At 32.7% G+C, this 26,166-nt stretch carries 24 protein-coding genes; 4 read left to right on the forward strand and 20 right to left on the reverse strand.

Annotated elements, in window-relative coordinates; genetic code table 11:
• The 16 genes from ABD940_RS04135 to ABD940_RS04210 all read right to left on the reverse strand — a co-directional run bounded on the left by ABD940_RS04135 (position 1) and on the right by ABD940_RS04210 (position 17,409).
• Positions 1–996, reverse strand: coding sequence for a CgeB family protein (locus ABD940_RS04135; RefSeq protein WP_345200495.1), 996 nt, complete (start codon positions 994–996; stop codon positions 1–3).
• Positions 993–1,865, reverse strand: coding sequence for a glycosyltransferase family 2 protein (locus tag ABD940_RS04140; protein ID WP_345200496.1), 873 nt, complete (start codon positions 1,863–1,865; stop codon positions 993–995). The genes ABD940_RS04135 and ABD940_RS04140 overlap by 4 nt, the downstream gene beginning before the upstream one ends.
• The gene (locus tag ABD940_RS04145; protein WP_345200497.1) at positions 1,865–2,479 is read right to left on the reverse strand and encodes a CatB-related O-acetyltransferase; all 615 of its coding nucleotides are present in this window, start codon (positions 2,477–2,479) and stop codon (positions 1,865–1,867) included. The genes ABD940_RS04140 and ABD940_RS04145 overlap by 1 nt, the downstream gene beginning before the upstream one ends.
• Positions 2,480–2,523: 44 nt before the next feature.
• A complete protein-coding gene (locus ABD940_RS04150; protein ID WP_345200498.1) occupies positions 2,524–3,768 on the reverse strand; it encodes a glycosyltransferase in 1,245 nt (414 codons plus the stop codon).
• Positions 3,769–3,770: 2 nt separating this feature from the next.
• The gene (glf, locus tag ABD940_RS04155) at positions 3,771–4,871 is read right to left on the reverse strand and encodes a UDP-galactopyranose mutase (protein WP_345200499.1); all 1,101 of its coding nucleotides are present in this window, start codon (positions 4,869–4,871) and stop codon (positions 3,771–3,773) included.
• Positions 4,872–4,874: 3 nt separating this feature from the next.
• Entirely contained in the window at positions 4,875–6,179 is a 1,305-nt protein-coding gene (locus ABD940_RS04160; RefSeq protein WP_345200500.1) for a flippase, read from the reverse strand.
• Between the two features lie 96 nt (positions 6,180–6,275).
• Positions 6,276–7,580 carry a nucleotide sugar dehydrogenase gene (locus ABD940_RS04165; RefSeq protein ID WP_345200501.1) on the reverse strand — a complete coding sequence of 435 codons (1,305 nt, stop codon included), beginning with the start codon at positions 7,578–7,580 and terminating at the stop codon, positions 6,276–6,278.
• Positions 7,577–9,943 (reverse strand): GumC family protein, encoded by a 2,367-nt coding sequence (locus tag ABD940_RS04170; RefSeq protein ID WP_425550354.1) that lies wholly within the window; start codon positions 9,941–9,943, stop codon positions 7,577–7,579. The genes ABD940_RS04165 and ABD940_RS04170 overlap by 4 nt, the downstream gene beginning before the upstream one ends.
• Positions 9,944–9,950: 7 nt before the next feature.
• A complete protein-coding gene (locus ABD940_RS04175) occupies positions 9,951–10,772 on the reverse strand; it encodes a polysaccharide biosynthesis/export family protein (protein WP_345200503.1) in 822 nt (273 codons plus the stop codon).
• Between the two features lie 37 nt (positions 10,773–10,809).
• Positions 10,810–12,738 (reverse strand): polysaccharide biosynthesis protein, encoded by a 1,929-nt coding sequence (locus ABD940_RS04180; RefSeq protein ID WP_345200504.1) that lies wholly within the window; start codon positions 12,736–12,738, stop codon positions 10,810–10,812.
• Between the two features lie 350 nt (positions 12,739–13,088).
• Positions 13,089–13,547, reverse strand: coding sequence for a regulatory protein RecX (locus tag ABD940_RS04185; RefSeq protein ID WP_345200506.1), 459 nt, complete (start codon positions 13,545–13,547; stop codon positions 13,089–13,091).
• A gap of 59 nt (positions 13,548–13,606) precedes the next feature.
• Positions 13,607–14,872: a serine hydroxymethyltransferase gene (gene glyA / locus ABD940_RS04190; RefSeq protein WP_345200507.1), complete on the reverse strand. Its 1,266-nt coding sequence runs from the start codon at positions 14,870–14,872 to the stop codon at positions 13,607–13,609.
• Between the two features lie 117 nt (positions 14,873–14,989).
• Positions 14,990–15,409 carry an arsenate reductase ArsC gene (locus ABD940_RS04195; protein ID WP_345200508.1) on the reverse strand — a complete coding sequence of 140 codons (420 nt, stop codon included), beginning with the start codon at positions 15,407–15,409 and terminating at the stop codon, positions 14,990–14,992.
• A gap of 132 nt (positions 15,410–15,541) precedes the next feature.
• The gene (locus ABD940_RS04200; RefSeq protein ID WP_345200509.1) at positions 15,542–16,015 is read right to left on the reverse strand and encodes a DUF6428 family protein; all 474 of its coding nucleotides are present in this window, start codon (positions 16,013–16,015) and stop codon (positions 15,542–15,544) included.
• Positions 16,016–16,074: 59 nt separating this feature from the next.
• Positions 16,075–16,401: an ArsR/SmtB family transcription factor gene (locus ABD940_RS04205; RefSeq protein ID WP_345200511.1), complete on the reverse strand. Its 327-nt coding sequence runs from the start codon at positions 16,399–16,401 to the stop codon at positions 16,075–16,077.
• 108 nt (positions 16,402–16,509) lie between these two features.
• Positions 16,510–17,409 (reverse strand): NAD(P)/FAD-dependent oxidoreductase, encoded by a 900-nt coding sequence (locus ABD940_RS04210; protein ID WP_345200512.1) that lies wholly within the window; start codon positions 17,407–17,409, stop codon positions 16,510–16,512.
• Positions 17,410–17,504: 95 nt separating this feature from the next.
• On the opposite strand from ABD940_RS04210, the gene ABD940_RS04215 reads away from it, so the two are divergent.
• Complete coding sequence (locus ABD940_RS04215) at positions 17,505–17,888, forward strand: Fur family transcriptional regulator (RefSeq protein WP_345200513.1); 384 nt, start codon at positions 17,505–17,507, stop codon at positions 17,886–17,888.
• A 133-nt stretch (positions 17,889–18,021) separates the two neighbouring features.
• Here ABD940_RS04215 and ABD940_RS04220 read toward each other — a convergent pair whose 3' ends face one another.
• From ABD940_RS04220 to ABD940_RS04235, 4 genes are all read right to left on the reverse strand, one after another.
• A complete protein-coding gene (locus tag ABD940_RS04220; RefSeq protein WP_345200515.1) occupies positions 18,022–19,218 on the reverse strand; it encodes an efflux RND transporter periplasmic adaptor subunit in 1,197 nt (398 codons plus the stop codon).
• A 78-nt stretch (positions 19,219–19,296) separates the two neighbouring features.
• A complete protein-coding gene (locus ABD940_RS04225) occupies positions 19,297–20,565 on the reverse strand; it encodes an ABC transporter permease (protein ID WP_345200516.1) in 1,269 nt (422 codons plus the stop codon).
• A 54-nt stretch (positions 20,566–20,619) separates the two neighbouring features.
• On the reverse strand, positions 20,620–21,849 hold the full coding sequence (locus ABD940_RS04230) for an ABC transporter permease (protein ID WP_345200517.1): 1,230 nt from the start codon (positions 21,847–21,849) through the stop codon (positions 20,620–20,622).
• Positions 21,850–21,913: 64 nt separating this feature from the next.
• The gene (locus ABD940_RS04235) at positions 21,914–22,603 is read right to left on the reverse strand and encodes an ABC transporter ATP-binding protein (protein WP_345200519.1); all 690 of its coding nucleotides are present in this window, start codon (positions 22,601–22,603) and stop codon (positions 21,914–21,916) included.
• Between the two features lie 426 nt (positions 22,604–23,029).
• On the opposite strand from ABD940_RS04235, the gene ABD940_RS04240 reads away from it, so the two are divergent.
• The 3 genes from ABD940_RS04240 (at position 23,030) to ABD940_RS04250 (ending at position 26,112) form a co-directional block, all read left to right on the forward strand.
• Complete coding sequence (locus ABD940_RS04240; protein WP_345200520.1) at positions 23,030–24,004, forward strand: ribonucleotide-diphosphate reductase subunit beta; 975 nt, start codon at positions 23,030–23,032, stop codon at positions 24,002–24,004.
• 6 nt (positions 24,005–24,010) lie between these two features.
• Positions 24,011–24,280: a hypothetical protein gene (locus ABD940_RS04245; RefSeq protein WP_345200521.1), complete on the forward strand. Its 270-nt coding sequence runs from the start codon at positions 24,011–24,013 to the stop codon at positions 24,278–24,280.
• A 164-nt stretch (positions 24,281–24,444) separates the two neighbouring features.
• Positions 24,445–26,112, forward strand: a complete 1,668-nt coding sequence (locus ABD940_RS04250) for a ribonucleoside-diphosphate reductase subunit alpha (protein ID WP_345200715.1) — start codon at positions 24,445–24,447, stop codon at positions 26,110–26,112.
• Positions 26,113–26,166: the final 54 nt, after the last annotated feature.

A 26,166-nucleotide genomic window follows, 5' to 3' on the forward strand; every position in this document is an offset into this window, starting at 1 on the left:
TTAGTTGATTACTTCTAACATTGTTTGCATTCTTCTCTCGTAGGTATGATGTTCTAAAAAATGAGCTCTCTGCTGTTCGCAAATTGCATACCTTTCTTCAGGCTTATCAATATAATATCGTATTTTTTCTATAGCCTCACTTATATTTTTGTAGGTAAATTTTTCCGGATCGATAACAGAATATTCCTTAATAATCGGTTTGTAATCACAAATCTGGAAGCCTCCAATTCCTGCAATTTCAAAAAATTTTACATTTACAGACTCTATTTCTGCATAATGAAAATTATTAAATACTATTTTTGAACCCGATAAAACTTCCGATTTTCTGTCGCCCGTTATAAATTCATTAGTGAAATTATTTTCCACTGCCTTTTGCGGGAATCTTCTGTCCGGAACTCCAAATAATTTCACATTTATGCCGTTATCAACCAGATTTTTCACCATATTGGCGCGATAAGGATACATTGTACCGAAGGTAACAACATCTATATCAGTTTCTTTTTCCAGTATTGCCCTGTCTTTATCTGTTGGTTTGTGTACTCTCTGATTAAAAGCTTCAGGAAGATAATGTGCATTAAGATTCATTTTACCCTTCATAAAATCAACGATATAAGGATCTTTGGTAAAATAAGCATCATAGTCTGAAACAAATATCTGTTGATATTCAAAAGTCGTTAACGCATCCGGATTGATGTGGATCACTTTTATATTTTTCAGCTCTTTTTTGATTTTCTTAATACAGCTTGGGTGAATAAAACGATATACTCCAATTACCAGATCCGGTTTTTGATCGATGATACGGTCTGCAATTTTAGTAAATACATGCTCATCATATTTAGGGAAAAATTTTGTCGCCCAATAATTATATTTATAGGGTATTTTAATAACATCTTTTACATCAATGTGAAATACATTATGCCCAAGAAACCTTAGAGAATCCTGAATATGATACTCAAGGCTGTCAAAATCCTTACTTCCTATAATGGCTATATTCATAAAAGCTTATTTATATTATTCTTAAAGAAACTGATATTTTCCTTAAAAGTATAATTTGAGTTCAAAAATCTTACAGGACTGCACAGTACCTCAAAAAAAGCATATTTCCAAAAATTTTGACTATCATTTTTTCTGAAATATAGTGTCTGACTGTCCTGTATAATCTTTCTTTTCCAATTATTTACTTTGGAGCTTGCACCTTCCAGATGAATAATGTTTGTCTGGTTGGTAATATAATTTATTTTGGATAAGTTGGCGATCCTTTTCTGCAGGTCGGTTTCTTCAAAATACAGAAAAAATTTTTCGTCAAATCCCTGTACTTCATCAAATAATTCCTTTCTTAAAAACATGTCTGCTCCACTCACCATATCTACTTTTGTGATATCGTCAAAATGGATTTTCTCGTAGGTTTTATATTTTGTTTTAAAAAATAAATTCAAATAATCTGAAATATAAAATTTTATCTGAGGAAATGAACCTGCAGTATTAATCATATTTAAATTTTCATCACATAAAACAGCCCCCAAAACTCCTATATTTAATTGATTTTCATTATTTTCAAAGAAATTTTTTAAAATTTTTATTGAATTTTCAATTAAAATCGTGTCAGAATTGAGTATAAATAAAAATTCTCCGGAAGCATATTTATTACCTAAATTATTAGCTTTACCAAAACCTAGATTTTCTTCTGAATAGATATATTTTATATCTTTCCTTTGTTGAAAATGTTCTTTGGAACCGTCTGTAGATCCATTATCAACCAGAATAATTTCATATTCTATATCCTGAGTTTTCGAGATAATAGAATCTATGCAGTTATTTGTGATAACTTTTGTATTATAATTGACGATGATAATGGAAACCCGCATTACTTGATCTTTAATTTTTTTATGGAATCTAAAATATCTTTATCCAGTGTTTTGTAAAATATATTGTTCTCTTTTTTAATTAATTCTATATCAAAATCAATTAGATTGATCTTTTTTCTTTCTTCAATCAATTCTTCGGGAATTCTCCATTTAATAAATTTAGCAGGATTTCCTCCGACAATTGAAAATGGTTCCACGTCTTTTGTGACTACACTTCCTGTCGCTATTATGGATCCTTTACCTAATGTTATACCCGACATGATAATGGAATTTGCACCAATCCATACTTCATCTTCAACTGCTATCGCACCTTTTGTTGTCGAATCATCTTGAGGACTATGCCCTATAAAAACTGATTTTAAAGGAAATGTAGAAAAAGTATTAATTTGATGATTTCCTCCTAAAATAAAACGAACATTAGAGGCAATACTTACAAAATTTCCTATTATTAATTTTTCATCTTTATGATCATAGGCTTCAATATTGAGCTGACCATAAGAATATTTCCCTACTTTTACTTTTTCTATACCCGAAAAATGTTTTCCTAAAGTAGTAGTATTGTGCTGATTAGACATTCTCCAGTCTATAATCTGAAGATATTGTCTAAATAACATGATTATTTTAGAGCGAATTAAATTTAAAAGTTTTAAAAACCTGATCATAAAATCTGATTATAAATTTTCATCAGCTCATCCATATGCTGTGAAGCTGTTTTCGTTCCGTTTATTGTATTAATTACTTTATTATATAAATTATAAATTTCTTCTGAATTCATCAACTTTAGAACAGATTCAATACCGACTTCGTCGATTTCAAAAAGAAATCCATTATTTTCATTAACGAAATCTGGTATTCCGCCCATTTTCGTTCCGATAACAGGAACTCCGGCGTTCAAAAATTCAAAAACAACTTGTGGTGCATTGTCTTCCCAGATTGATAATACCAATCCCAAATCAATTTGCTTTAAAATATCAACCAAATCACTATGTTGATATCTTCCATGGTAAAACACATGTGGCATTGACTGTATTTTTTCTAACACAGTAGGATCTATCCCACCATAAATATGAAATTCGTGATCACTGTTTTCCACTAATTTCAGAAACAGATTGGCTCCTTTGTGAAAATGTAAATTTCCGATAAAGCCTAATTTTAATTTTTGGGAAGGATCTTTTTTTACTCTTCCTGTAAAATTACTTCTAAAACTTTCATCTGCGGTATAATTTCCGATATGATTAACAATAAATAAATCATTATCATATCCGTTTTCCTGATAAATTTCTTTTACCCTGCTGGAAACCGCAATTAAAGAATCTACATTTTTAAATAATTTTTGTCCTTCTAAAAATCGCTCATGATGACCACTGGAATTTCCTAATCTTTTTATTTTCAAAAGTTTTAATCCTTCTCTTACTCCTTTAGAAATATATCGGTTATCTATTGTTTCTTCGTATGAAATGCAAGAATTACACTTACTGTTTTCATTACTATTTGTACATAGTTTCCCTTCTCCATCCAAAAGGATGATTCTGTTGCATAAGTAAGAATAATCATGCAGAGATATAACAACTTTAGCATATTTTTTGAAAACTTCCAAAACTTTCACCGGTAAATCAATCATCATATGTACATGAATAATATCCGGTGAAATATCTTTTACTATTTTTTCTAATAAATCGATATCACTATTGCTGATAACACTGCTCAGATGAAAAGGTCTAAGTATAGGATTAATATTGAGTGTTTTAAAATTGTAATTTTTTTCCTCATTATTATCCTTTGAGTAAAGTACGGTGACATCATGCCCGTTTTCCGCCATTGTACTGGAAATATTCCTTACATAATTTGTTATTCCTCCATGAAAAGAAATATCAAAACCGGTACAAATTTGAAGAACTTTCATTATTATATTTTTTTTATTAATTCCAATGCTTCACCTATCACATGATGCATATCCATATATCTGTAAGTTGCTAATCTGCCTACAAAAGAAATTTTATCCATTTTTTTTACTTCGTCTTCATATAAAGAAAGCTTTTCCATATCATCTTTTAATCTTTTTGGATAATAAGGAATATCATTTTCCTCAGTTTCTTTACTGAATTCTGTAAAATATGCTGTTTTATCATGCTGCTCCCAAGGAGTGAAATGCTTATGTTCATGCACTCTTGTATACGGAACTTCAGGATCTGCATAATTGATTACGGGATTTCCCTGATAATCCCCTTCCGTAACCGACTTTTCGAAATATACGGTTCTGTAAGACAGCCTTCCATATTTGTAATCAAAAAAAGCATCTATCGGTCCAGAATAAAAAACATGATCATATTCCGACAAATCCCATGAAGAATCAAATTTTGTATTTAATTTTACTTCAATATTCGAAGCATCAAGCATTTTTTCAAAAATTGCAGTATAACCGTCTCTTGGAATTCCCTGATATGGATTTGCGTAATAATTATCGTTATAATTAAATCTTACAGGCAATCTTTTTAAAATACTTGCAGGCAATTCTGTAGGTTCACAACCCCATTGCTTTTTGGTATAGCCATAAAAGAAAGCTTTATAAAGATCTTCCCCGATGAATTTCATAGCCTGTTCTTCAAAATTCTGAGGCTCCTCAATATCTTTTTTAGCAATAGATTCTATGAAAACTTTTGCCTCTTCAGGCTTCATCGTTTTATTAAAAAACTGATTAATTGTATGTAAATTAATAGGCATAGAATACACATTTCCTTTATAAACAGATTTTACACGGTTTACAAAAGGAACCATCTCACAAAAATTCTGAATATAATCCCAAACCTCTTTATTATCCGTATTGAAAATATGAGGTCCATATTTATGAACCATCACATTGGTTTCCGGATCTCTTTCGGTATAGCAATTTCCTCCGATATGATTTCTGTCGTCTACAACTGTGATATGGTTTTCTGGATTCTTGCTCAACTGCTCTGCAATTACAGCTCCGGAAAATCCTGATCCTATTATTAGATATTTTTTCATTTATTATTCTTTTCTATTTTTTAGTGTCAAAATAATTTGTTTCGGCTTAAAATAATTAGCTTCAAAAATTTCGATCTTTTCTCTTTTTAAAGCAAAATACATCAATATTACTACAAAGCATTCAATAATTACACAATTCCATGCAGTTCCAATATATCCCCAATATTTACTCATTACAATGTTAAGAATAAATCCAATAACACTAGCGATAAAAGTGGTTCTGAAAAACACTTTATCCAAACCTAAATTTAACATTAACTGAATCCCAAAAACATTAGACATTCCAACAATAAGAGGGATGAATGATATAATTTTTAAAACAACTATGGAATTATCAAATTTATGCCCATAAATAAGCTTAATTAAAAACGGTGCAAATATTAATAGAGCTACCGAAGCAAAAAAAGTTAAATAAAAAACAATGGGTAGTATTTTTTTGATCAGATTTATCCCATGTTCTCTCGATATAGAAAAACCTTTACCAATGAAAGGATAAAGAGCTGTTGAAAGAGGAATTGTAAGCATCAGATTAACGATATTCAGAAAACCTTGGCTAGTTGTATAATAACCAACTTCTTTATTATCTGCAAAAAATCCCAGAACAACTGTATTAGTAGAGGTATATAAACTGATAACTACAGTAGAGAAGAAAATCATTCTTTCATTTATAATCAGTTCAAAAGCTTTTTTAAAAGAAACTAATCTATATTTTACATTAAATTTTTTTGCAGCATATATAAAAAGAAATATATTAATAAGAATTAAAAAAACTGTCGATAGAAGGGGTATCCAAAAATAATCTGAACTTTGTTTTATTAAGACAAATACCAATACTGTATTAATAATACCTTTTACAAAATTCAGTTTTGCGAAGATCTCTAGTTCCTGAAGTCCTTGAAAAATATATTGTGGTGATATTACTGTAGATATGCATCCAATAAATAATATAACGGCTATAAAAATATCTTTCTGGATAGGTTTAAAAAAATAAATCGAAACTATAAAAAGTATACATGAAATTAAATATAAAATGATCCTTGATGTAAAGACTTCTGAAACTATAGTATTAATGTATTCTTTATCTTCCGAATTCTGTGAAATCCTTCTTGTAGCAGTAAGATCAAAACCATATGCTATTAAAAGCGTAAAATATCCGATAAATGCAGCTGCATAATTAACGATACCATATCCGTCGGGACCAATAATTCTAGAAACATATGGCACGGTAATCAATGGAAATACATAATTTACAATTTGTATAATTCCCAAAGAGGCTACATTTCTGACTAATTTTTTCCTTTCAAGCATTGGTATCTTCTAGATATATTTAAAATTCAATTGAAATATGTACAACTTCAGCAAATTTTATAAAAACCTACAATAGTAGCATATTATTTTTGCAGATTACAATCTTGCATCCACGGTATCTCTATCTAAAAATGCTTTAACATCAAATAATACCGATTCGTCGTTTTTTAAAGATGCAATATCCAGCTCTTTGAATTCTTTATGAGAAACCGCCAAAATAACAACTTCATATTTTTTGTCTGTTACTAAATTTTCAAGAGTTTCCAAATTGTATTCGGCTTTTACTTCTTCTTTATCTGCCCAAGGATCGTAAACATCTACATTTAGTCCATACTGCTGAAGTTCTGTGTAGATATCCACCACTTTTGTGTTTCTGATATCCGGACAATTTTCCTTAAAAGTAACTCCAAGAATCAAAGCATTGGCATTTTTAATCTGAATTCCTTTCTGGATCATCAACTTTACTACTTTGCCTGCAATAAATTCCGGCATCATATCATTCACTCTTCGTCCGCTTAAAATGACTTGAGGATGATATCCTAATTGTACTGCTTTATGAGCCAAATAATAAGGATCAACAGAAATACAGTGTCCGCCAACTAAACCGGGACGATATTTTAAAAAATTGAATTTTGTACCCGCCGCTTCTAAAACATCATGAGTATCTATACCCACTCTGTCAAATATTAAAGCCAGTTCATTTACAAAAGAAATATTAACGTCTCTTTGCGCATTTTCAATAGCTTTTGAAGCTTCAGCAACTTTTAAGCTTGGTGCTTTGTGAGTCCCTGCTTTTATGATCAATTTATATAACTGATCTATATTTTCTGCAATTTCAGGTGTAGAACCAGAAGTCACTTTCTTTATTGTAACAAGTGTATTTACCTTATCACCCGGAACTATTCTTTCCGGAGAGTATCCTACATAGAAATCTTCGTTCAGTTTTAATCCTGATTCTTTTTCCAATACAGGGATACATTCTTCTTCTGTACAGCCTGGATAAACAGTAGATTCATAGATAACTATGTCATCTTTTTTGAGAATTTCTCCAAGCATTTTGCTTGCTTTAATTAATAAAGTAAGATCCGGAGCATTAAATCTGTCTATCGGCGTTGGAACCGTTACAATATATACGTTTGCATTTGCGATTTCTTCCAGGGAACAAGAAGGTATATATCCTTTTTTAAAATTACTTTCAGAAACGTTTTGTAAACGTTCTTTTATTTCTACAGAATCAGCTTCTAGTGTATGATCTTCACCGTTTTTAAGTTCTTCTATTCTTTTTTCATTAATATCAAAACCATAAACAGGTAAGTGTTTTGAAAACTCCAATGCTAACGGAAGTCCAACATAACCTTGTCCGATTACTGCAATTTTATAATTTTCCAGTGTATTCATCATTTGTTTTTAAAAATGCCTTTTATTTTATCAAAAAAGCTTTTATTATCTACTGTATAACCATATCCATACTTATTTCCATAAGCAAAGTATTCTTTATTCACATCATTCAGTACAAAAGCAACATTCTTTATCTTATGGCTCTCTATCTGCTTATTAGCAAAATCAATCAAGGATTTTTCAGTATGTTTAGACCTTGTTACATAAATAGTAACATCAGCCATATTAGAAATAAGTAAGGTATCTGTAACCAACATCAATGGTGCCGTATCTATAATAATATAATCATAAGTACCTTGTAAATCCGCAAGAAGGTCTTCATACCTTCCATTAGATAGCAATTCTGTAGGGTTTGGCGGGATACTTCCAGAAAATATTACATCTAAATAAGGATTAAACGCACTTTGATGTATAATATCTTTTATGGAAACGTGATCATCATACAGAAATTCCGTAAGTCCTGCCAAACCTTTTCTAGCAGTATTATATCTCTGTAACTGAGGGTTCCTTATATCCGAACCGATAATGACTATTTTCTTTTTAGGAGTTGCCATAGTTAATGCCAGATTAACAGAAATATGGGTCTTTCCTTCCCCCTTCACGGTAGATGTTACGAATACTGTTCTTCCCTTCTTAATATTTTTGGGGAACATAAAATTCATGTTCGTAATCAATATTCTGAAAGATTCTGCCATCGGGGAGAGATCGTTCATTTTTACCAATTCATCCTGCCCTCTTTCCATACTTGGGATTTCTCCAATAATTGGTTTTCCGTGTGTTAGTTTTTCAAGATCATGTTTTGTTTTTACTTTATTATTAAGTAATTGTTGAAGATAAATAATTAATACAGGTAATATTAATCCTATCACAAATCCAGACAAAAGAATAACCATTGATTTTGGAGCAACTTGAAAACCGATATATGCTTCATCAACAACTCTAGCCTTAGGAGCAGTAACAGCCATAGAAATTGCAGTTTCTTCTCTTTTTTGTAATAAAAGCAAATATAATGTCTCTTTTATCTGTTGTTGTCTTTCAATACTTCTGAAAAGCTTTTCTTGGGCTGGAACTTTAGCAATTTTACCCGAAATATTATTTTGCTCAGACGACAAACCATTTTTTGCCAATTGAAGTCCTGTTCTATTTTTTTGTAAACTTTGTATTACAGAAACACGAATGTTGTTAATCTGTTTTGTAACATCCACTACTAATGGATTTTCAGGAGTAGCACTTTCCAGTAATCTATTTCTTTCTAATACTAATTGGTTATAAGTAGCGACATTAGCTGTAGCGGAAGGATTACTCAACCCAACATTACTAGGAAGTGTTTGATATGAATTTTGGTTTGAAACATATCCCAATAAAGCATCCGTAAGTTCTAATTGAGCATTAACTTCTAGCTCTTTACTTTTAGATTCTACATTTGTTTGTAATCCTAATTTAATTTCAGTTTCTATATCTGAAATCTGATTTTGTTGCTTAAATTTTTGTTTTTCACCCTCAACATCTCCTAAGTCTTTTCCCACTTGAGCTATACGCTCATCTATAAATTTTGCGGTATTACTAAATTCTGTATTTTTATCCGTAATTGCATCTTCATTGTATATCTGAACCAGCTTATTGATAATAGCTTTTGCTTTTTGGGTTTCACTATAATTCATAGCTAACTTAATCACTGTTGCATCTTTATTTATTAAAGTTACACTAAGTGCGCCCTGATATTTATCTGTCTTATTTGCAAGAGTAGAAATATCCAACAATAATTTATTAATTTTATTACTAGACGAGTACTCCTCGTTTTTCAATATCATTATATTAGCAAATGGCAAACTAATTATTTTGTTAAATGTAGTATGAATAGTCGGTATCCCCTCTCCACCCAATTCCAATTGGTCACCATTAATATTTAAATTCAATAATCTATATACTTTTGCTGAAGTTTCTTTTTCCTGAATTATTCTTATCTTTACAGGAGATGTTTTGCCATAAAGTTCATGTTTTAAATCATTCTGAAAAACATCTGATTCAAGCCCTAAACTTCTGACAACTTCTCTTATGAGCTTTTTGGATTTGAATAGTTCCATCTCATTTTCTACTCCATTACTACCTATTTTTCCTATACCCGAAATATCTCTCAATACAGCAAAATCCTGAGTGCCTCCATTATTAGCTTTGGAATCTTTAATAAGCACTGTAGAGGCGACCTCAAATACAGGAACTTGTTTTCTAAGATATAAATAAGCTAGCATTACCAGTATGATAACACTACCTATAAACCAATACCAACGTTTCAAATACGGTTGTAATATATCACGAATATGCAATTCGGTTTGTTCTATTTCAGCGACATGATTGTTCTGTTCCATCATTTCATTATTTCTTAAATAAACCTACTACGACCGCGATAGCTGTAACACCTATAGATACTGCAGATAGAATAAGTGGTGTATTGGGATTTTGTTTAGATGTAATATCCTTTGTATTATTTGCAGAAACGATTATGGCATCTCCTTGCTTAAGATGATAATATGGTGAGTTGATAAGGTTGGCATCTTGCAAATTCACCCTCCCATGTGTTATTTGCCCATCTACAGTTCTTATAACCAATACATCATTTCTCTTACCATATACTGTAAGATCACCCGCCATACCAATTGCATTTAAAATTGTAGCCTGACCATTCCCTACAATATAATCACCCTGTCTATTTACCTCACCTAAAATTGTAACTTTAAAATTAGCTAATCTAGCACTAACAGTTGGATTAGTTACAAATTCCAACATTTTGGTTCTTATCTCTTCTTTGAACTGCAGTAAAGTTTTATTAGAAGTATTAAGAGTTCCCAGAATTGGAAAATCAATATTACCATTTATATCTACAATGTATGAAGGACCTGAAATATTAGTAGTTCCTTGACCAGGTATATTTCCTCCTGCGAGTGCATTATTTTGTATAAATTCTGATGACGAATAATTTTGATTAAACGGTTTTACTACATCCATATCCTTAGCTGTAATCAGTATGATCAGCTGATCCCCTGATTGGATTGTATTCTGAGAATTTTTAGCTGATGCTTCTATTGCAACACTTTCTATATTCTGCATGTAATTCAGATCATTGTGTGCGTTGGGATTAGTTTTACAGGAAACTAAAACAAATGCTATTAATACAGCCAGTATTTTACCTTTCATCATATTTTAAAAATTGTACAAATATACATTTTATATTTTTCTATTTATCGAGTATTTCGTAAATAGAGTTGTTACTTTTAAATTCGGGGACGATAGTTTTCAAAATCCTTACAACCTCTACTTTATCCCTTCTTATTGCCGCTTTAGTAATTAAATTGGCCATACTTTCGATCTTCAAAAATTCCATACTTGGATCTTTTGAAATCATTATTTTATCATTATGAGTCGGAAGTGTTTTTGAATTATCGCTTAATAATTCCTCATAAAGTTTTTCTCCCGGTCTTAAACCGGTATATATTATTTTTATATCAATATTAGGTTCAAAACCTGATAACTTAATCATTCTTCTGGCAAGATCCAATATTTTCACAGGTTCTCCCATATCAAACACAAAAATTTCACCACCATGTCCCATTGTTCCCGCTTGTAATACCAATTCACAAGCTTCAGGAATTGTCATAAAATATCTTACGATATCCGGATGAGTAATCGTCACCGGACCTCCTGCTTCAATCTGTTTTTTAAAATGAGGAATCACAGATCCATTTGATCCTAAAACATTCCCAAATCTTGTCGTGATAAATTTAGTCGTGTTTCCTTCTACGTTTTGTAATGACTGCACGAATAATTCCGCAGCTCTTTTTGAAGCTCCCATCACATTGGTTGGATTTACCGCTTTATCTGTGGAGACCATTACAAACCTGTTCACGTTATATTTACTAGACAGTGTAGAAATAATTTTTGATCCCAAAATATTAACTAAAATTCCTTCATGTGGATTTTCTTCAACCAAAGGAACATGTTTATACGCAGCCGCATGATAAACCATCGAGAAATTATAAGCCTGAAATAGTGGCTCTATTCTATGCTTATTGGAAACATCTGCCAAAACAAATTTAAATCTGATATGAGGAAATTTATCCTTCATCTCAAGCTCAATATCATATAAAGGTGTTTCAGCCTGATCCAATACTACGATTAAAGAAGGATTAAACTGTGCAACCTGCCTTACAATCTCACTTCCAATAGAACCTGCGCCTCCGGTTACTAAAATATTCTTGTTATAATGTCGACTCTTAATCTCTTCATTCTCAATCTTAATGGGCTTTCTATTCAATAAATCTTCAATCTGAAGAGTTCTGATAGATCCTCCCAAATCACTGTCTCTTAATTTTTGTACAGACGGAGCTTTGAAAATATTAAGATCCTTTTCTAAGAATAAATTCACCCACGAATTCATTTCGTCTTTGGACATCATTTCTTTAACGACAATTACCCCATCTATCAGAAGTTCTTCCTTTGTATTTCTTTGTATTTTGTCTTTTGAAAGAATTGGTTTTCCTAATAATGAAGCTCTTTTTGAGTCTGTTCTTTGGGTAAGAAATCCTACAACATGATATGGTAAACTTGGGTTATCTAAAATTGCCCGTGCAATTGCAATAGACTGCTCATCAATACCCAAAACAAGGATTCTTTTTTTGAGTGTGCTTCTTCGGTATTCTCTTACAATATGAAAAAATTCTTTCACATATAATCTGAAGAGAAATAATCCCATAAAAGATATGATAAAATAAAGTACTAAATATGGTGTAAGAATAAATTTACCTCCGGTGATCCAAAAGTAAATCATATTAATAGTTCCCACCACAAACATAGTGCAGAAACAAGAAACCAGAAGCTTGAATAAATCTATAAAAGTAGAATGTCTTATAATTCCTGCATATGTCTTGAAAACATACATGAATAAAGTATTCGCAAGAATAATCGATACAAAAACAATACTTTTATCTTCATGATAAATGAATTCTTTTTGAGTGATCTTCTCAATAATGTAAGTGGAAATGAATAGAGATATTACCAGAATAATAATATCGATTACCAATATTATCCATCTGGGAAGATATCTTACATCCGAGAGACTGACAACATTATCTCCTCCGAAAATTTTTCTTCTAAGAGAATCGTACATTGTCTTTATTTGTGTTCATATATTATAAAAGGTATAAAACCGGATTATCTAAAAAATAACCTTAAGGCATTCATGCAAAATTAAAATAAAATTTCATCTATAGTTTAAATTTAAAAATAAATTTAATAGGAGTTTTGTCATTTCCCATTAACAGTTTATTTCCAACATCAGGCTCAAACAATTTTCAAAAATTATACCACAACTTTCTTTTCTTTTAAATGCAAATTTATTTCATAATTGTTAGAAATAAACATTTTTCGATTATATTTTATTTTAATTAAATTATTACATCAGATATCATCTTTATATTAAAGTTTTAAATTCATCTTCTTTAATACTAAGAATAATATTTATCCAAAAATATCATTTATTTTCTCATATTCAAAACCTCGGCTCATCAAATATTTTATTGTTTTTGATTTTCTTTGATATTCCTTCAAGCCATTTTGTTTAGAATAGTAGTCTTCATAGATTTTCCAGATGATTTTTTCATAATCGTCTTCATCTATTTCATCAAAACATTTATTTATTAATTTTTCCGAAATCTGTTTTTGTTTTAAATTAATCTTGATCTTCGCCTTTCCCCAATGTTTGATATAAAATTTTCCACGAATGTAACTTCTTGTGAATCTTTCTTCATTTAAATAGTTTTCCTTCAAGAGATAAAGCATAATTTCTTCTTTAGCTTCGTCAATTAATAGAAACTCCCTCATCTTCTGTTCCACTTCCGCATGACAACGATCCTGATAAACGCAATAATTCACCAGTTTTAATTTTATTTCGGAAAAAGTGAAAGATTTCTTTTCCATATTTATAAAAAAAGAATGAGCAAAAGCCCATTCTTTATATTTTTTAATTGGGGTAAATATTAATAATTAAATAAGGCTTTACCTTCCATTAATTCATTAACTTTCTTTCTTACAGAAGCAATTACCTCTTCATTCTTGATATTGTCAACCACCTCAGAAATAAATCCTGCAAGAGTGTCCATGTCATTCTCTTTCAATCCTCTAGTTGTGATTGCTGCAGTTCCCAATCTGATACCGGAAGTCGTAAATGGTGACTTATCATCAAACGGAACCATATTTTTATTACAAGTAATATCAGCAAGAACCAAAGCTTTTTCAGTTTCTTTACCGTTTACATTTTTATTTCTAAGATCAACCAACATTAAGTGATTGTCTGTTCCTCCGCTTACGATATCAAATCCTCTGTCAATCATTGATTTTGCCAAAGCCTGAGCATTAGACTGAACCTGTTTTGCATACGTTAAGAACTTATCATCCAAAGCTTCTGCAAACGCAACTGCTTTACCTGCAATAACATGCTCCAACGGACCTCCCTGAATTCCCGGGAAAACAGCTCCATCAAGAACCTGGCTCATCATTTTGATTTCTCCTTTCGGCGTTTTGTGACCGTAAGTATTTTCAAAATCTTTACCCATCATGATCATTCCTCCTCTTGGACCTCTCAAAGTCTTGTGAGTCGTTGTTGTTACAACGTGGCAATGTTCAAATGGATTATTTAAAAGACCTTTTGCCACCAAACCTGCAGGGTGAGCAATATCTGCCCAAAGTGTAGCTCCGATTTCGTCTGCAACCTCTCTGAATTTAGCATAATCCAAATCTCTTGAATATGCTGAGAAACCAGCGATCAACATTTTTGGTCTTTCTCTCAAAGCAACTTCTCTCATCTGATCGTAATCGATAAGACCTGTCTCTTGCTGAACTCCGTAAGAAACCACATCATACTGAATTCCTGAAAAGTTAACCGAAGAACCATGAGTAAGGTGACCTCCCATTGAAAGATCCATCCCCATAATTTTGTCTCCCGGTTTCAAAACCGCCAAGTAAATCGCCGCATTTGCCTGAGAACCAGAATGTGGCTGAACATTTACATAATCTACTCCGAAAAGTTCTTTAGCTCTATTGATAGCCAAAGTTTCAACCTCATCTACTACTTCACAACCTCCGTAATATCTTTTTCCGGGATATCCTTCAGCATATTTGTTAGTCAATACGCTTCCCATTGCTTTCATCACATTCTCAGAAACAAAATTTTCTGATGCAATCATCTCAATTCCATGCGTTTGTCTTTGTCTTTCTTTTTCAATCAGGTCGAAAATTATGTCCATTTTACTTTTAGTTTTTGAAATTTTTCACCCCAAAAGTACGAAATTTTCAGTGAGAATTCAATATTGCGAAATATGATTTTTAGATTTGGTTTTTTAATAAAACTTCGAAAACCTTATTTATTTGATGTTTTCCTGAATAAATCTTTCACAATAATCTTTTATCTGATCGCGAACATTTTTAAATTCTTCATTGATTTGTTCGTCTGTTCCAACAACTTTAGCGGGATCCTGAAAATTATGATGAAATCTTTCTGCTTTTGTTGGAAAATATGGACAGTTTTCTTTAGCATGATCGCAAACCGTAATGACAAATTCAAAATTGATATCTCTATATTCATCAATATTATTTGAAGTATGATGAGAAATATCAATTCCGTCTTCTGTCATGGTTTTAATAGCTTTAGGATTTACGCCGTGAGTTTCAATTCCGGCACTGTAAATTTCTGCTTTTTCCTGAGCAAAATATCTTAAATAACCTTCCGCAATCTGACTTCTACAACTATTTCCGGTACAAAGTACCAATATTTTCTTTTTCATATTTTAAACAAATAACCAAATGATATTGATGATGCAAAATTTAGGATCAAATCCGAAAATTAACTGCAAAACAATAACAGAGGTTGTAATAATTAATGGTTTTCTGTATTTGATGAATCTATTTTTCATGGTTTAGCAACATCCGGAATTCGGCGAACATGTGTTTTGATTATTTCCAGACAATTCACTCAAATTCACTTTTTGTTTTTGTGGAGAAATTCCACAAGCATCTTCAGCCAAACAAGCTGTCAATTTATTTTTTAAGACAAAGTGTTTTCCATTAAATTCCAAATTATATTTGCCAATTGTATGATCTTGATATTCTACTTCAATTTCAAAATCTCCAATTCCTAGTTTTTCTTCCGAAAGATTAATAATGTGCAACAATTTTGCAGGTTTTAGACGATGTTCAAAATCATCCGCATTCCAAAGCTGAAAGTTTACTTTTTCTTCTTTTCTGATAGTTCCGCCGCAATCAATAAAGTTTTTAGTGACCATTCCAATTTCAGTTACGTGAAAATGTTCAGGTACAAATTTTCCGTCTTCTAATTGAAATTCCACATTATCTAATGTCGGAAGGATTTTTTTAATTTGTTCAAGTGTCATAATTATTTATATTTAAATCGTTATATCGCAATATTACGATAATTAGTTTCAAAAAATTTTTAACAGCAATTTTGTTTTTTTTCAGTAGAAATTATATTAGAGAAAAATACATTCAGAACTTCAAATGCTTTTTCATCGATACAATAGCAAATAGAATTTCCTTCGATATTTCCTTTGATTAATCCTGCGTTTTTTAATTCTTTCAGATGTTGTGAAACCGTAGGTTGTGCAAGAGGAAGTTCATTGACTATATCTCCACAAATACATTCGTTGACTTTCAATAAATATTCAATAATCGCCACTCTTGCAGGATGTCCCAAAGCTTTTGCAATCGTTGCAATTCGGTTTTGCTGTTCGGTGAAAAAATCGGTTTTGGTTGCTCCCATCACATTATTTATATCGCAATATTACGATAATAAATTTTACTGACAAATTTTATCAAAAAAAATCCTCACAGCAAACTGTAAGGAAAGTCATATTGTTTTAAAAAAAAATTAGAATTCTTCCTCCGAAAGTTCTTTATTCACAACAGCACCAGCAAAATTTCCCTGAGCGACTGTATTGGCAACTGATCTCATCATCGTTACATTATCGCCACATGCAAAAACACCTTCAATATTTGTTTTCTGCATCATATCTACTTTTATGAATCCTTGTTCATTCAATTCAATTCCTAAATTTTCAACATTAATATTTTGTTCGAAAGGAATTTTCGCATACAAGGCTTCTAATGGAATTTCTTTTCCGTTTTTAAGAATTACTTTCTGAATTTGCCCGTTTTCGTGTACAATTTCTTCGATCTCATCTTCAACTATTTTAATTTTATTTTGATTGAATTTTTCAATTTGACTTTCATTTAAAGTTGATCTCCCGTTGGTGAACAAGGTTACATCTTTTGTTAAGTTAAAAACCAATTTCGTAAAATCAAAAGCCATATCACCATTAGAAAGAATTCCCGTCACTTTTCCTTTCACTTCATAGCCATGACAATACGGACAATGAATCACAGAAATTCCCCAACATTCGGCAAACCCCGAAATATTTGGCATGATGTCTTTAATTCCTGAAGCAAGAATCAGTTTTTTAGCATAAAATTTTTCGTTGCTTTCTGTTTCAACTTCAAAACCTTTAATATTTTTTGATGTTTTTACCACTACTCCATTGTGAAATTTTACGGTTTCATATTTCAAAACTTGTTCTTTTGCCAGCTCAGAAATTTCTTTCGGTGTTTTTCCGTCGTGAGTAATAAAATTATGTGAATACGGAGTCTGTCTGTTACAGGGTTTTCCGCTGTCTATAATTAAAACTTTTCTTAAAGATCTTCCTAAAGCCATTGCTGCAGATAATCCTGAATAACTTCCTCCGATGATGATAACGTCAAATTTATTTTCCATTTTTTTGATTGTTGGTTGCTGTTCGTTGTTGCAAATGTAAAAACAAATTTTCACTAATGCGATTAAATCGCAATTATAATTTTTATCTTTGTAATATGGCAAAACGAAATACCATCACGAAACAGTTGATTCTGGATTCTTTAAAGAACTCAAAAACAGCGGTGAGTCAGGAAATTTTACAGAAAGAATTGGGAGAAGCCGTCGATCGGGCAACGATTTACAGAGTTTTGAACAGCTTCTGCGAAGACGGAATTGTCCACAAAATTTTGGGTGATGACGGAAAGTTTTATTTTGCTTTTTGTATTAATTGTTCGGAAAAAAAGCATCAACATAATCATTTTCATTTCAAATGTTTAACCTGTGGAAAAATTGAATGTCTTCCGAACGAGGTTGATGTGAAATTACCAGAAGGATATCAATCTGTTACGTTTAATGGTTTTATTTCGGGGTATTGTAAGGATTGTTCAAAAAGTTTCTAAGAGATAATTAGTGATGAGTATCTTTTTGAGATTGCTTCGTCGCTTCGCTCCTCGCAATGACAATGATTTCAATAAAAAAATCCTGAGAAAATATCTCAGGATTCACAGTTTAAAAATTTATAGTGTTAGTTTACTATTTTTTTGCTTTTTCTTTTAATTCTTCTTTGTCTTTGTCGGATGGGTTCCACACTTTTACGTCTGCATTTTTATCAATTCCTGATAAAATCTGAACATTGATTCCGTCACTTGCTCCCAATTTCACATAAGTTTTCTTGAACTTTCCGTCTTTTTGTTTTACCTCAACAAACGGAACATCTTTACCGTTCTTTTTCTCATACTGAATAAGAGATTCATCCAATAACAAAGCATTTTTCTGAGAGTTTAAAACAATTTCTCCGTTGGCAGAAAAACCGGCTCTGATGTAAGCATTGTTTGGATTGTAAACATCACCTTCAACCGGGAATTTAATCGTTCCGTTATTATCTTTTCCTTTTGGAGCAATCATCGTTAGTTTTCCTGGGAAAGTTTTGTTTTGAAGAGCACCGATTACGATATTCATGCCCATTCCCTGCGTTAATTTCCCAGCTTGAGCTTCATCAATTTCTCCCTGGAAGATCAATGAACTAAGGTCTGCGATTGAACAGATTGTTGTTCCTGCGTTGAACGAGTTCGCTTCAATTACCTGACTTCCCACTTTTACAGGAACTTCAAGAACAGTTCCCGCAGCTTTTGAACGAATCTGAGTTGTCGCTAAACCTTGCAATTCAGGAGTTGAACCTGTTTTTACGATCTGTAACGTTTTTTGCGCAGTGATCAATTGCTGAGTTGCATTCTTTAAAGTCTGTTGAGTAGAATATAATTGTTGTTGAGAATTTAAATATTCCTGTTTTGACGCAACTCCCTGTTTGTAAAGCTTTTCCTGCATTTCAAATTGCTTACGCATGTTTTCAACATTCAGTTTTGCATTGCTGATCTGAAGTTGTTGATTATCCACATTCTGTTGTGCACTGTTTACATCAGCAATATTCGGAACGATTCTTACCGTTGCGATCAATTGCCCTGCAGTTACTTTATCACCTTCATCTACTAAAATTTTGTCGATGATTCCTGCAATATTTGGTTTAATTTCAATTTCTTCTTTCGGAACAATTTTCCCTGTTGCCATCACCTTATCATCCATGTTCTGCACGGTTGGTTTTCTGGTAAGGAAAGCCTCGCTTTCTTTAGAATTGGACTTTACGAGATACCCGATTCCCGAGAACAGCGCCACTGCAAATAAAAGCCCCAAGACAATATAAATGGCTTTTTTCCAAGTGAATTTCTTTTTCATATATAGTTTATTTTTTTACTTAAAATTTAAAATATTTAGAGAGTAAGAGATTTTAAAATTCTTGAATTTCCTAATCAATTATTCTGTTCTTAATGCTTCAATCGGTCTGATTTTTACTGCTCTTTGCGCCGGAATCATTCCAATAATTAATCCTAAGATTACCATCACCGCCATTGCTGCGAAAACGTTTCCATAATTTACCGTCGGATTGTAAAACGGGAAGGAATCCTGACCTTGCGTTGCCATATCCAAGATCATTAAGACAAAAATTCCCGACATAAATCCGAGCAATCCGGACGAAAGAGTAATAACAACACTTTCCAGCAAAATCTGGTTTCTTACTTCTGCAGGTTTTGCACCTAAAGCTCTTCGGATTCCGATTTCTTTAGTTCTTTCTTTTACTGTAATTAAAAGGATATTCGAGATGGCAATTACACCGGCAAGAATCGTTAATGTTCCTACAATGATGGTTAAAAGCTGCATTCCGGTTAAAAATCCTGTCAGTTTTTTAAATTCTTTTCCAAGGTTAAAAGTTCCAAAAGCATTCGTATCATCCGGTGAAACATTATTTTTTGATTTCAACTGTTGCTTCACCTTCGTTTCTACATTATTTACATCTGCATTAGGTTTACTTACAATGGCAAAGAAATCGACATTATCACCATTATTATACATTTTTGTAAAAGTGGAAAGCGGAATAAAAGTAGTCTGGTCATTTTCCATTCCTCCTCCTTTTTTCACTCTGAAAACTCCGATTACATTGAAGAAAATACCTTTGATATTAATAGATTTTCCAAGCGGATTTTCATTCTTTTTGGCATCAAAAAAGTTTTTATAAACTTCTTCTCCAATTACCACTACACTTTTATTTCCCGAAATATCTGCGTCATTCAAATATCTTCCGAAAATCAGTTTCTTTTCTGAAATTTTATTCCCTAAAGGATAATCTCCATTCAAAGTATAGGTTGCGGATTTTCCGTTTCTCGACATTTGTTCACCTGCATTTCCAAAGTTTCCTCTAGAATTTTGTGGAGAAATGTAATCTATTTCCGGAATTTTTCTTTTCAGCATTTCAATGTCTGCAAGTTTCAGATGCACCTGTCTTCCTTTCGGGAAACCGTCGTAAGGAATCGACGTATTCTGAGCCCAAAGGAAAATTGAGTTGGTTGCAAATCCTGAAAACAATTTGTCGAAACCGTTTTCCATTCCTTTTGCCGCTCCAAGCAAACTTACATACAAAAACATACCCCAACCCACACCAATCATGGTAAGGAAGGTTCGAAGCTTATTATTTCTCAATGAATAATAAATTTCCTGCCAAGTATCTTTTTTAAATATTATGTTCACTTTATTTAATTATAAATGATGAATTATTCATGATAAATGATCTTTAAGGCTAAATTATTCCGTTCTCAATGCTTCAATCGGTTTAATTCTTGACGCTCGGTACGCAGGAACAAACCCGGCAATCAATCCTGAAAAAACCAGCGCAACGAATGCCATAATAATCGTTCCCCAACCTACACTTGGACTTTTGATAAAATATTCCTCAAGATTATTTCCAATTAAGTGTAAAGCTAAAATTCCCAATCCTACTCCTACAAATCCGGAAACTACAGTGATCACAACACTTTCCTGAACAATTAAAGCAACAATACTTCTCGGTTTTGCACCGATTGCTTTTCGTACTCCGATTTCTTTGGTTCTTTCTTTTACGATATACACCATGATGTTACTGATCCCGATAATTCCTGCCAATAAAGTTCCCATCCCGATAAATCCTACAATCGCCGTAAGAACCGCCATGAAAGTAAATGTATCATTCATATTTTGGGCATTATTCCAGACTCTTACTCCATTTTCATCGTCAGGAGAAACATTTTTTCTAGCTTTTAATCGTTCCTTTAATTCGTCACCATATTTTATTGCCTGTTCAGGATTTAGCTTGTCATTATAAGCGATATAATTTATACTCACAGTATCCGAACCTTTTTTCATTTGCTGTAAAGTTGTGATAGGAACAGTAATGTGTCTTTCATCCCAATCTCCACCATCATCCGAGAAAACACCGACAACTTTGAACATCGTTCCGTTGATATCTAATTCTTTACCAACCGGACTTCCGTTTTTAATTAAATCTCGCTGAACCATTCTTCCGATCACTGCAACATTTTGCTTTCTTTCCAAATCTGTTGGTGTCAAATAACGACCATCCAGCATTTTTCTGTTTTCAATGATTTTTTCTTCAGGCTCGGCTCCGTTAATTTGATAATTTCCGCTTTCTTTACCATATTTAACTAATAAATTTGCGGTATATCTCGGTGTAGAACTCCCTACTTTTTCTTTATCTACATTTACCAGGAAATCATAGTCGGAGTTATTCATTGTCACCTGTCGGTCAGACTGAAGACCTTTGTAGGCAATCGTTGTCTTTCCCGTAACGATCGAAATCAGGTTTTGGGCATCTCTTGCAAATCCTTCCGTAAAAGCATTCTGCAACCCCGTTCCGATCCCGAAAAGCACGATGAAAATAAATAAACCCAAAGCCACGGTAAAACCGGAAAGCACCGTTCGCAATACATTACTGCGAATAGAACTGAATATTTCCTGCCAACGATCTAGGTCGAACATTTTTTTATTATTAAAAGATTAAAAATTGACTTCTAAAGCAAAATTGATTATTTACAATTCACTTTTAAAGAACAATCTGCTTTATAAATTCATCACTTTCAATGATTCCGTCTTTCAGAATGACGTTTCTTTTTGTTTGTGCAGCTACGTCGGGTTCGTGCGTTACAACGATGATGGTTTTTCCTTCATTATTAATATCCTGAAGAAGTTTCATAATATCATGCGTCGTTTTAGAATCCAAAGCTCCCGTTGGCTCATCCGCAAGAACAACTTTTGGATTTGTAATCAAAGCTCTTGCGATTGCAACTCTCTGTTTTTGCCCTCCGGAAAGTTCATTCGGTAAGTGATTTGCCCATTGAGCCAATCCTACTTTCTCCAGATACTCCATTGCTTTCTGGTTACGCTCTTTTCTAGGTACATTTTGATAATATAAAGGAAGCGCAACATTGTCCAAAGCTGTTTTATAACCAATCAGGTTAAAAGACTGGAAAATGAATCCCAAAAATTTACTTCTGTATTCTGCAGCTTTCACCTCAGACAAATGTTCGATCGGAACATTATCCAGTTCGTAAGTTCCCGAATCTTTTTCATCAAGAATCCCAATAATATTAAGAAGCGTAGACTTCCCGGAACCGGAGCTTCCCATGATGGAAACAAACTCGCCTTCGGAAATATTTAGATTAATTCCCTTGAGAACGTGCAACTTGCTTTTCCCCGTATCGTACGATTTATGTAAATCCTGAATTACTAACATTAAGTGATGTATGTTTTTATACCCAATAAGTAGATATATTTTTTAATTTGTTACGAAGATTGGAAAATTCTTTAATTAAATTAATGTTTAACATATTAATCCTTTATTCATAGTACTTAACAATTTTTTGTTTAATTAAAAATCACTAATAATAACCATTTCCGCACGCTAAGTCTTTGTAAACCAATCATAGAGCAAGTTTCGGGTAAATGTGGAAAACTTTTACTGTTAAAAGTCAATCATTTAGTATTTCACCCTTTCAAATACAGTTCTTTTTATCGAACTTTGTGCTTGCACAATACAAAAAATAAAAACAGTTTCTTGGTTAATAACTTCCATTCATAAGTTACAAAAAATCAGAATGTTGAATATTTTTTGAATGTTATCCACATTGATCTATTCATTTTAATTTTAAGACATTTTAATATGGGAATTTTTGATAAAAGAGTAAGTTATAAACCGTTTGAATACCCTGAGGTTCTTCAATTCGTAGAAGCAATTAACAAATCATTTTGGGTACACTCGGAAGTAGATTTTACTGCAGATGTTCAGGATTTTCATTCGCAGTTGGAGCCGCACGAAAAACATGCTGTAAAAAATGCGCTTTTAGCGATTGCTCAGATCGAAGTTTCTGTAAAATCTTTTTGGGGGAACCTTTACAACCATCTTCCAAAGCCTGAACTTAACGGTCTTGGATCTACATTTGCAGAATGTGAGTTCCGTCATTCGGAAGCGTATTCGCGTTTGCTTGAGGTTTTAGGTTATAATGAAGAATTCACGCATGTAGTAGAAGTTCCAGCCTTGAAAAAGAGAATCGAATTTTTATCTAATGTCTTAAAACATGCTAATTCTGCAACACCGAAAGAGTACGTTTCATCTCTTTTGCTGTTCAGTATTTTGATTGAAAATGTATCTTTATTTTCTCAGTTTGCCATCATTCTTTCGTTCACAAGATTTAAAGGTTACATGAAAAATGTTTCCAATATCATTGCATGGACTTCAGTTGACGAGCAGATTCATGCAAACGGAGGAATTTATCTGATCAATAAAATCCGTGAAGAACAACCTGATCTTTTAACTGATTCTGATATCGAAGATATTTATACCTTGGTAGATCAGTCAGTAGAACTTGAAGGAGAAATCCTTGACTGGATTTTTGAATTGGGGGAACTTGATAAATTCTCAAAAGGTGATTTAATCAACTTTATGAAATACCGTGTTGACGACAGTTTAAAGAAAATAAACATGGCGCCACGTTACAACATCTCTCCTGAACAATACCGTCCTCTAATGTGGTTTGAAGAGGAAGTTTTTGCTAATTCTATGGATGATTTCTTTGCAAAAAGACCAGTGGATTATACGAAACATGATAAGAGTATTACCGCGAACGATTTGTTTTAAATTACTATGAGTACCTATTTAATTAATTATTATTCAAAATCTTCAAGTAGAAATCTAAAACTAGAAGCAACGATTAAAGAAATCTCGAACCAATATATAGAAGTTTTTCCAAATACATGGTTTATTTCAACTTCAGAAATATCTCTTCAAATAAATTCATATTTGGCTACAATTATCGAAGAAGGAGATCAATTATTAGTGACAGAGACGACTGGAGACTGTTCTAGTACAGGTTTAAAAAATAATACAATTGAATTTTTAGATACTTATTGTTAAAATAAAAATCAATTAGATGTGCGTGGCGAGCGTCAAAACAGATAGTATTGATGTCATGCTGAGCTTGTCGAAGCATCTATAAAACGGCTTATTTTTAGTAAGTTGTAAATAACAATTAAAAAACAAAATTCCTGAGCAATAAACCCGCTCAGGAATTCGAAAATATAAAATCTATGGACGAACAAAACAACAACATATGGTGGCTCAACGAAGAATCTGAGCAAATGCTGAACAGAGGTTATCTCTTAAAAGGAGAAACTGTAGACGGAGCAATCGACAGAATTACCACTGCAGCAGCCAAAAAATTATACAAACCGGAACTTCAGCCTGCTTTCAAGGAAATGATCACGAAAGGATGGATCAGTTTCTCATCTCCTGTTTGGGCGAACATGGGAACGCAGAGAGGTCTTCCTATTTCTTGTTTCAATGTTCACATTCCGGACAGTATTGAAGGCATTACTCACAAAATGGGTGAAGTGATTATGCAGACGAAAATTGGAGGGGGAACTTCAGGATATTTCGGAGAACTTCGTAACAGAGGAACTGCGGTAACAGACAACGGAAAATCTTCCGGAGCCGTTTCTTTCATGAAATTGTTTGATACGGCAATGGACGTTGTTTCTCAAGGCGGTGTAAGAAGAGGTGCTTTTGCAGCTTATCTGGATATCGACCACGGAGATATTGAAGAATTTTTATCAATTAAAGACATCGGAAGTCCGATCCAGAACTTGTTTACAGGAATTTGCGTTCCTGATTACTGGATGCAGGATATGATCGATGGTGATATGGATAAACGTAAAATCTGGGCAAGAGTTTTGGAAAGCCGTCAGCAAAAAGGTCTTCCGTATATTTTCTTTACAGATAACGTCAACAGAAATAAACCACAGGTTTACAAAGACTTAGGAATGCCTGTTAACGCAAGTAATCTTTGTTCCGAAATCATGCTTCCTTCTACAAGAGAAGAATCTTTCATCTGCTGTTTATCTTCTATGAACTTAGAATTGTATGATGAGTGGAAAGATACAAATGCAGTACAATTAGCTGTTTATTTTCTGGATGCAGTTTTAACTGAATTTATTGAAAAAACAGAAGGAAACTATTACTTACAAGGTGCAAGAAACTTTGCAATGCGTCACAGAGCGCTTGGTTTAGGAGTTTTAGGTTACCATTCTTACTTACAGAAGAATATGATTCCGTTTGAAAGCTTTGAAGCCACTCAATTCAATGCAAGAGCTTTCAGACATATTAAAGAACAAGCAGAAATCGCTTCAAGAGAGCTTGCAAACATTTACGGTGAGCCGGAATTATTGAAAGGTTACGGATTGAGAAATACCACTACAATGGCAATCGCTCCTACAACTTCAAGTTCTGCAATTTTGGGACAGACTTCTCCGGGGATCGAGCCTTTTGCTTCTAATTACTATAAAGCAGGTCTTGCGAAAGGAAACTTTATGCGTAAGAACAAATATTTGGCAAAATTATTAGAAGAAAAAGGTCTTGACAATGAAGAAACATGGAGAACCATCATGTTGAATCACGGTTCTGTACAGCACTTGAAAGAATTAACCGAAGAAGAAAAAGCGGTATTCAAAACTTTCAAAGAAATTTCTCCGATGGAAATTATTTCTCAGGCGGCGCAAAGACAGCAATATATCGATCAGGCTCAGTCTCTGAACCTACAGATTCCTTCGACAATGCCAGTAAAAGATGTAAACTATCTTTATATTGAGGCTTGGAAAAAAGGTGTAAAAACTCTTTATTATCAAAGAAGTTCTTCTGTTTCTAAAGAAATGATGGTAAATTTTGTTACCTGTTCAGCTTGTGAAGCTTAAGATTCTCAAATAATAAACATCACATATTCACTTCAGCACGCTATTTTTTAGCGT

Origin of the sequence: Chryseobacterium ginsengisoli, assembly GCF_039542325.1 — a bacterium.
GTDB lineage: Bacteria > Bacteroidota > Bacteroidia > Flavobacteriales > Weeksellaceae > Chryseobacterium > Chryseobacterium ginsengisoli.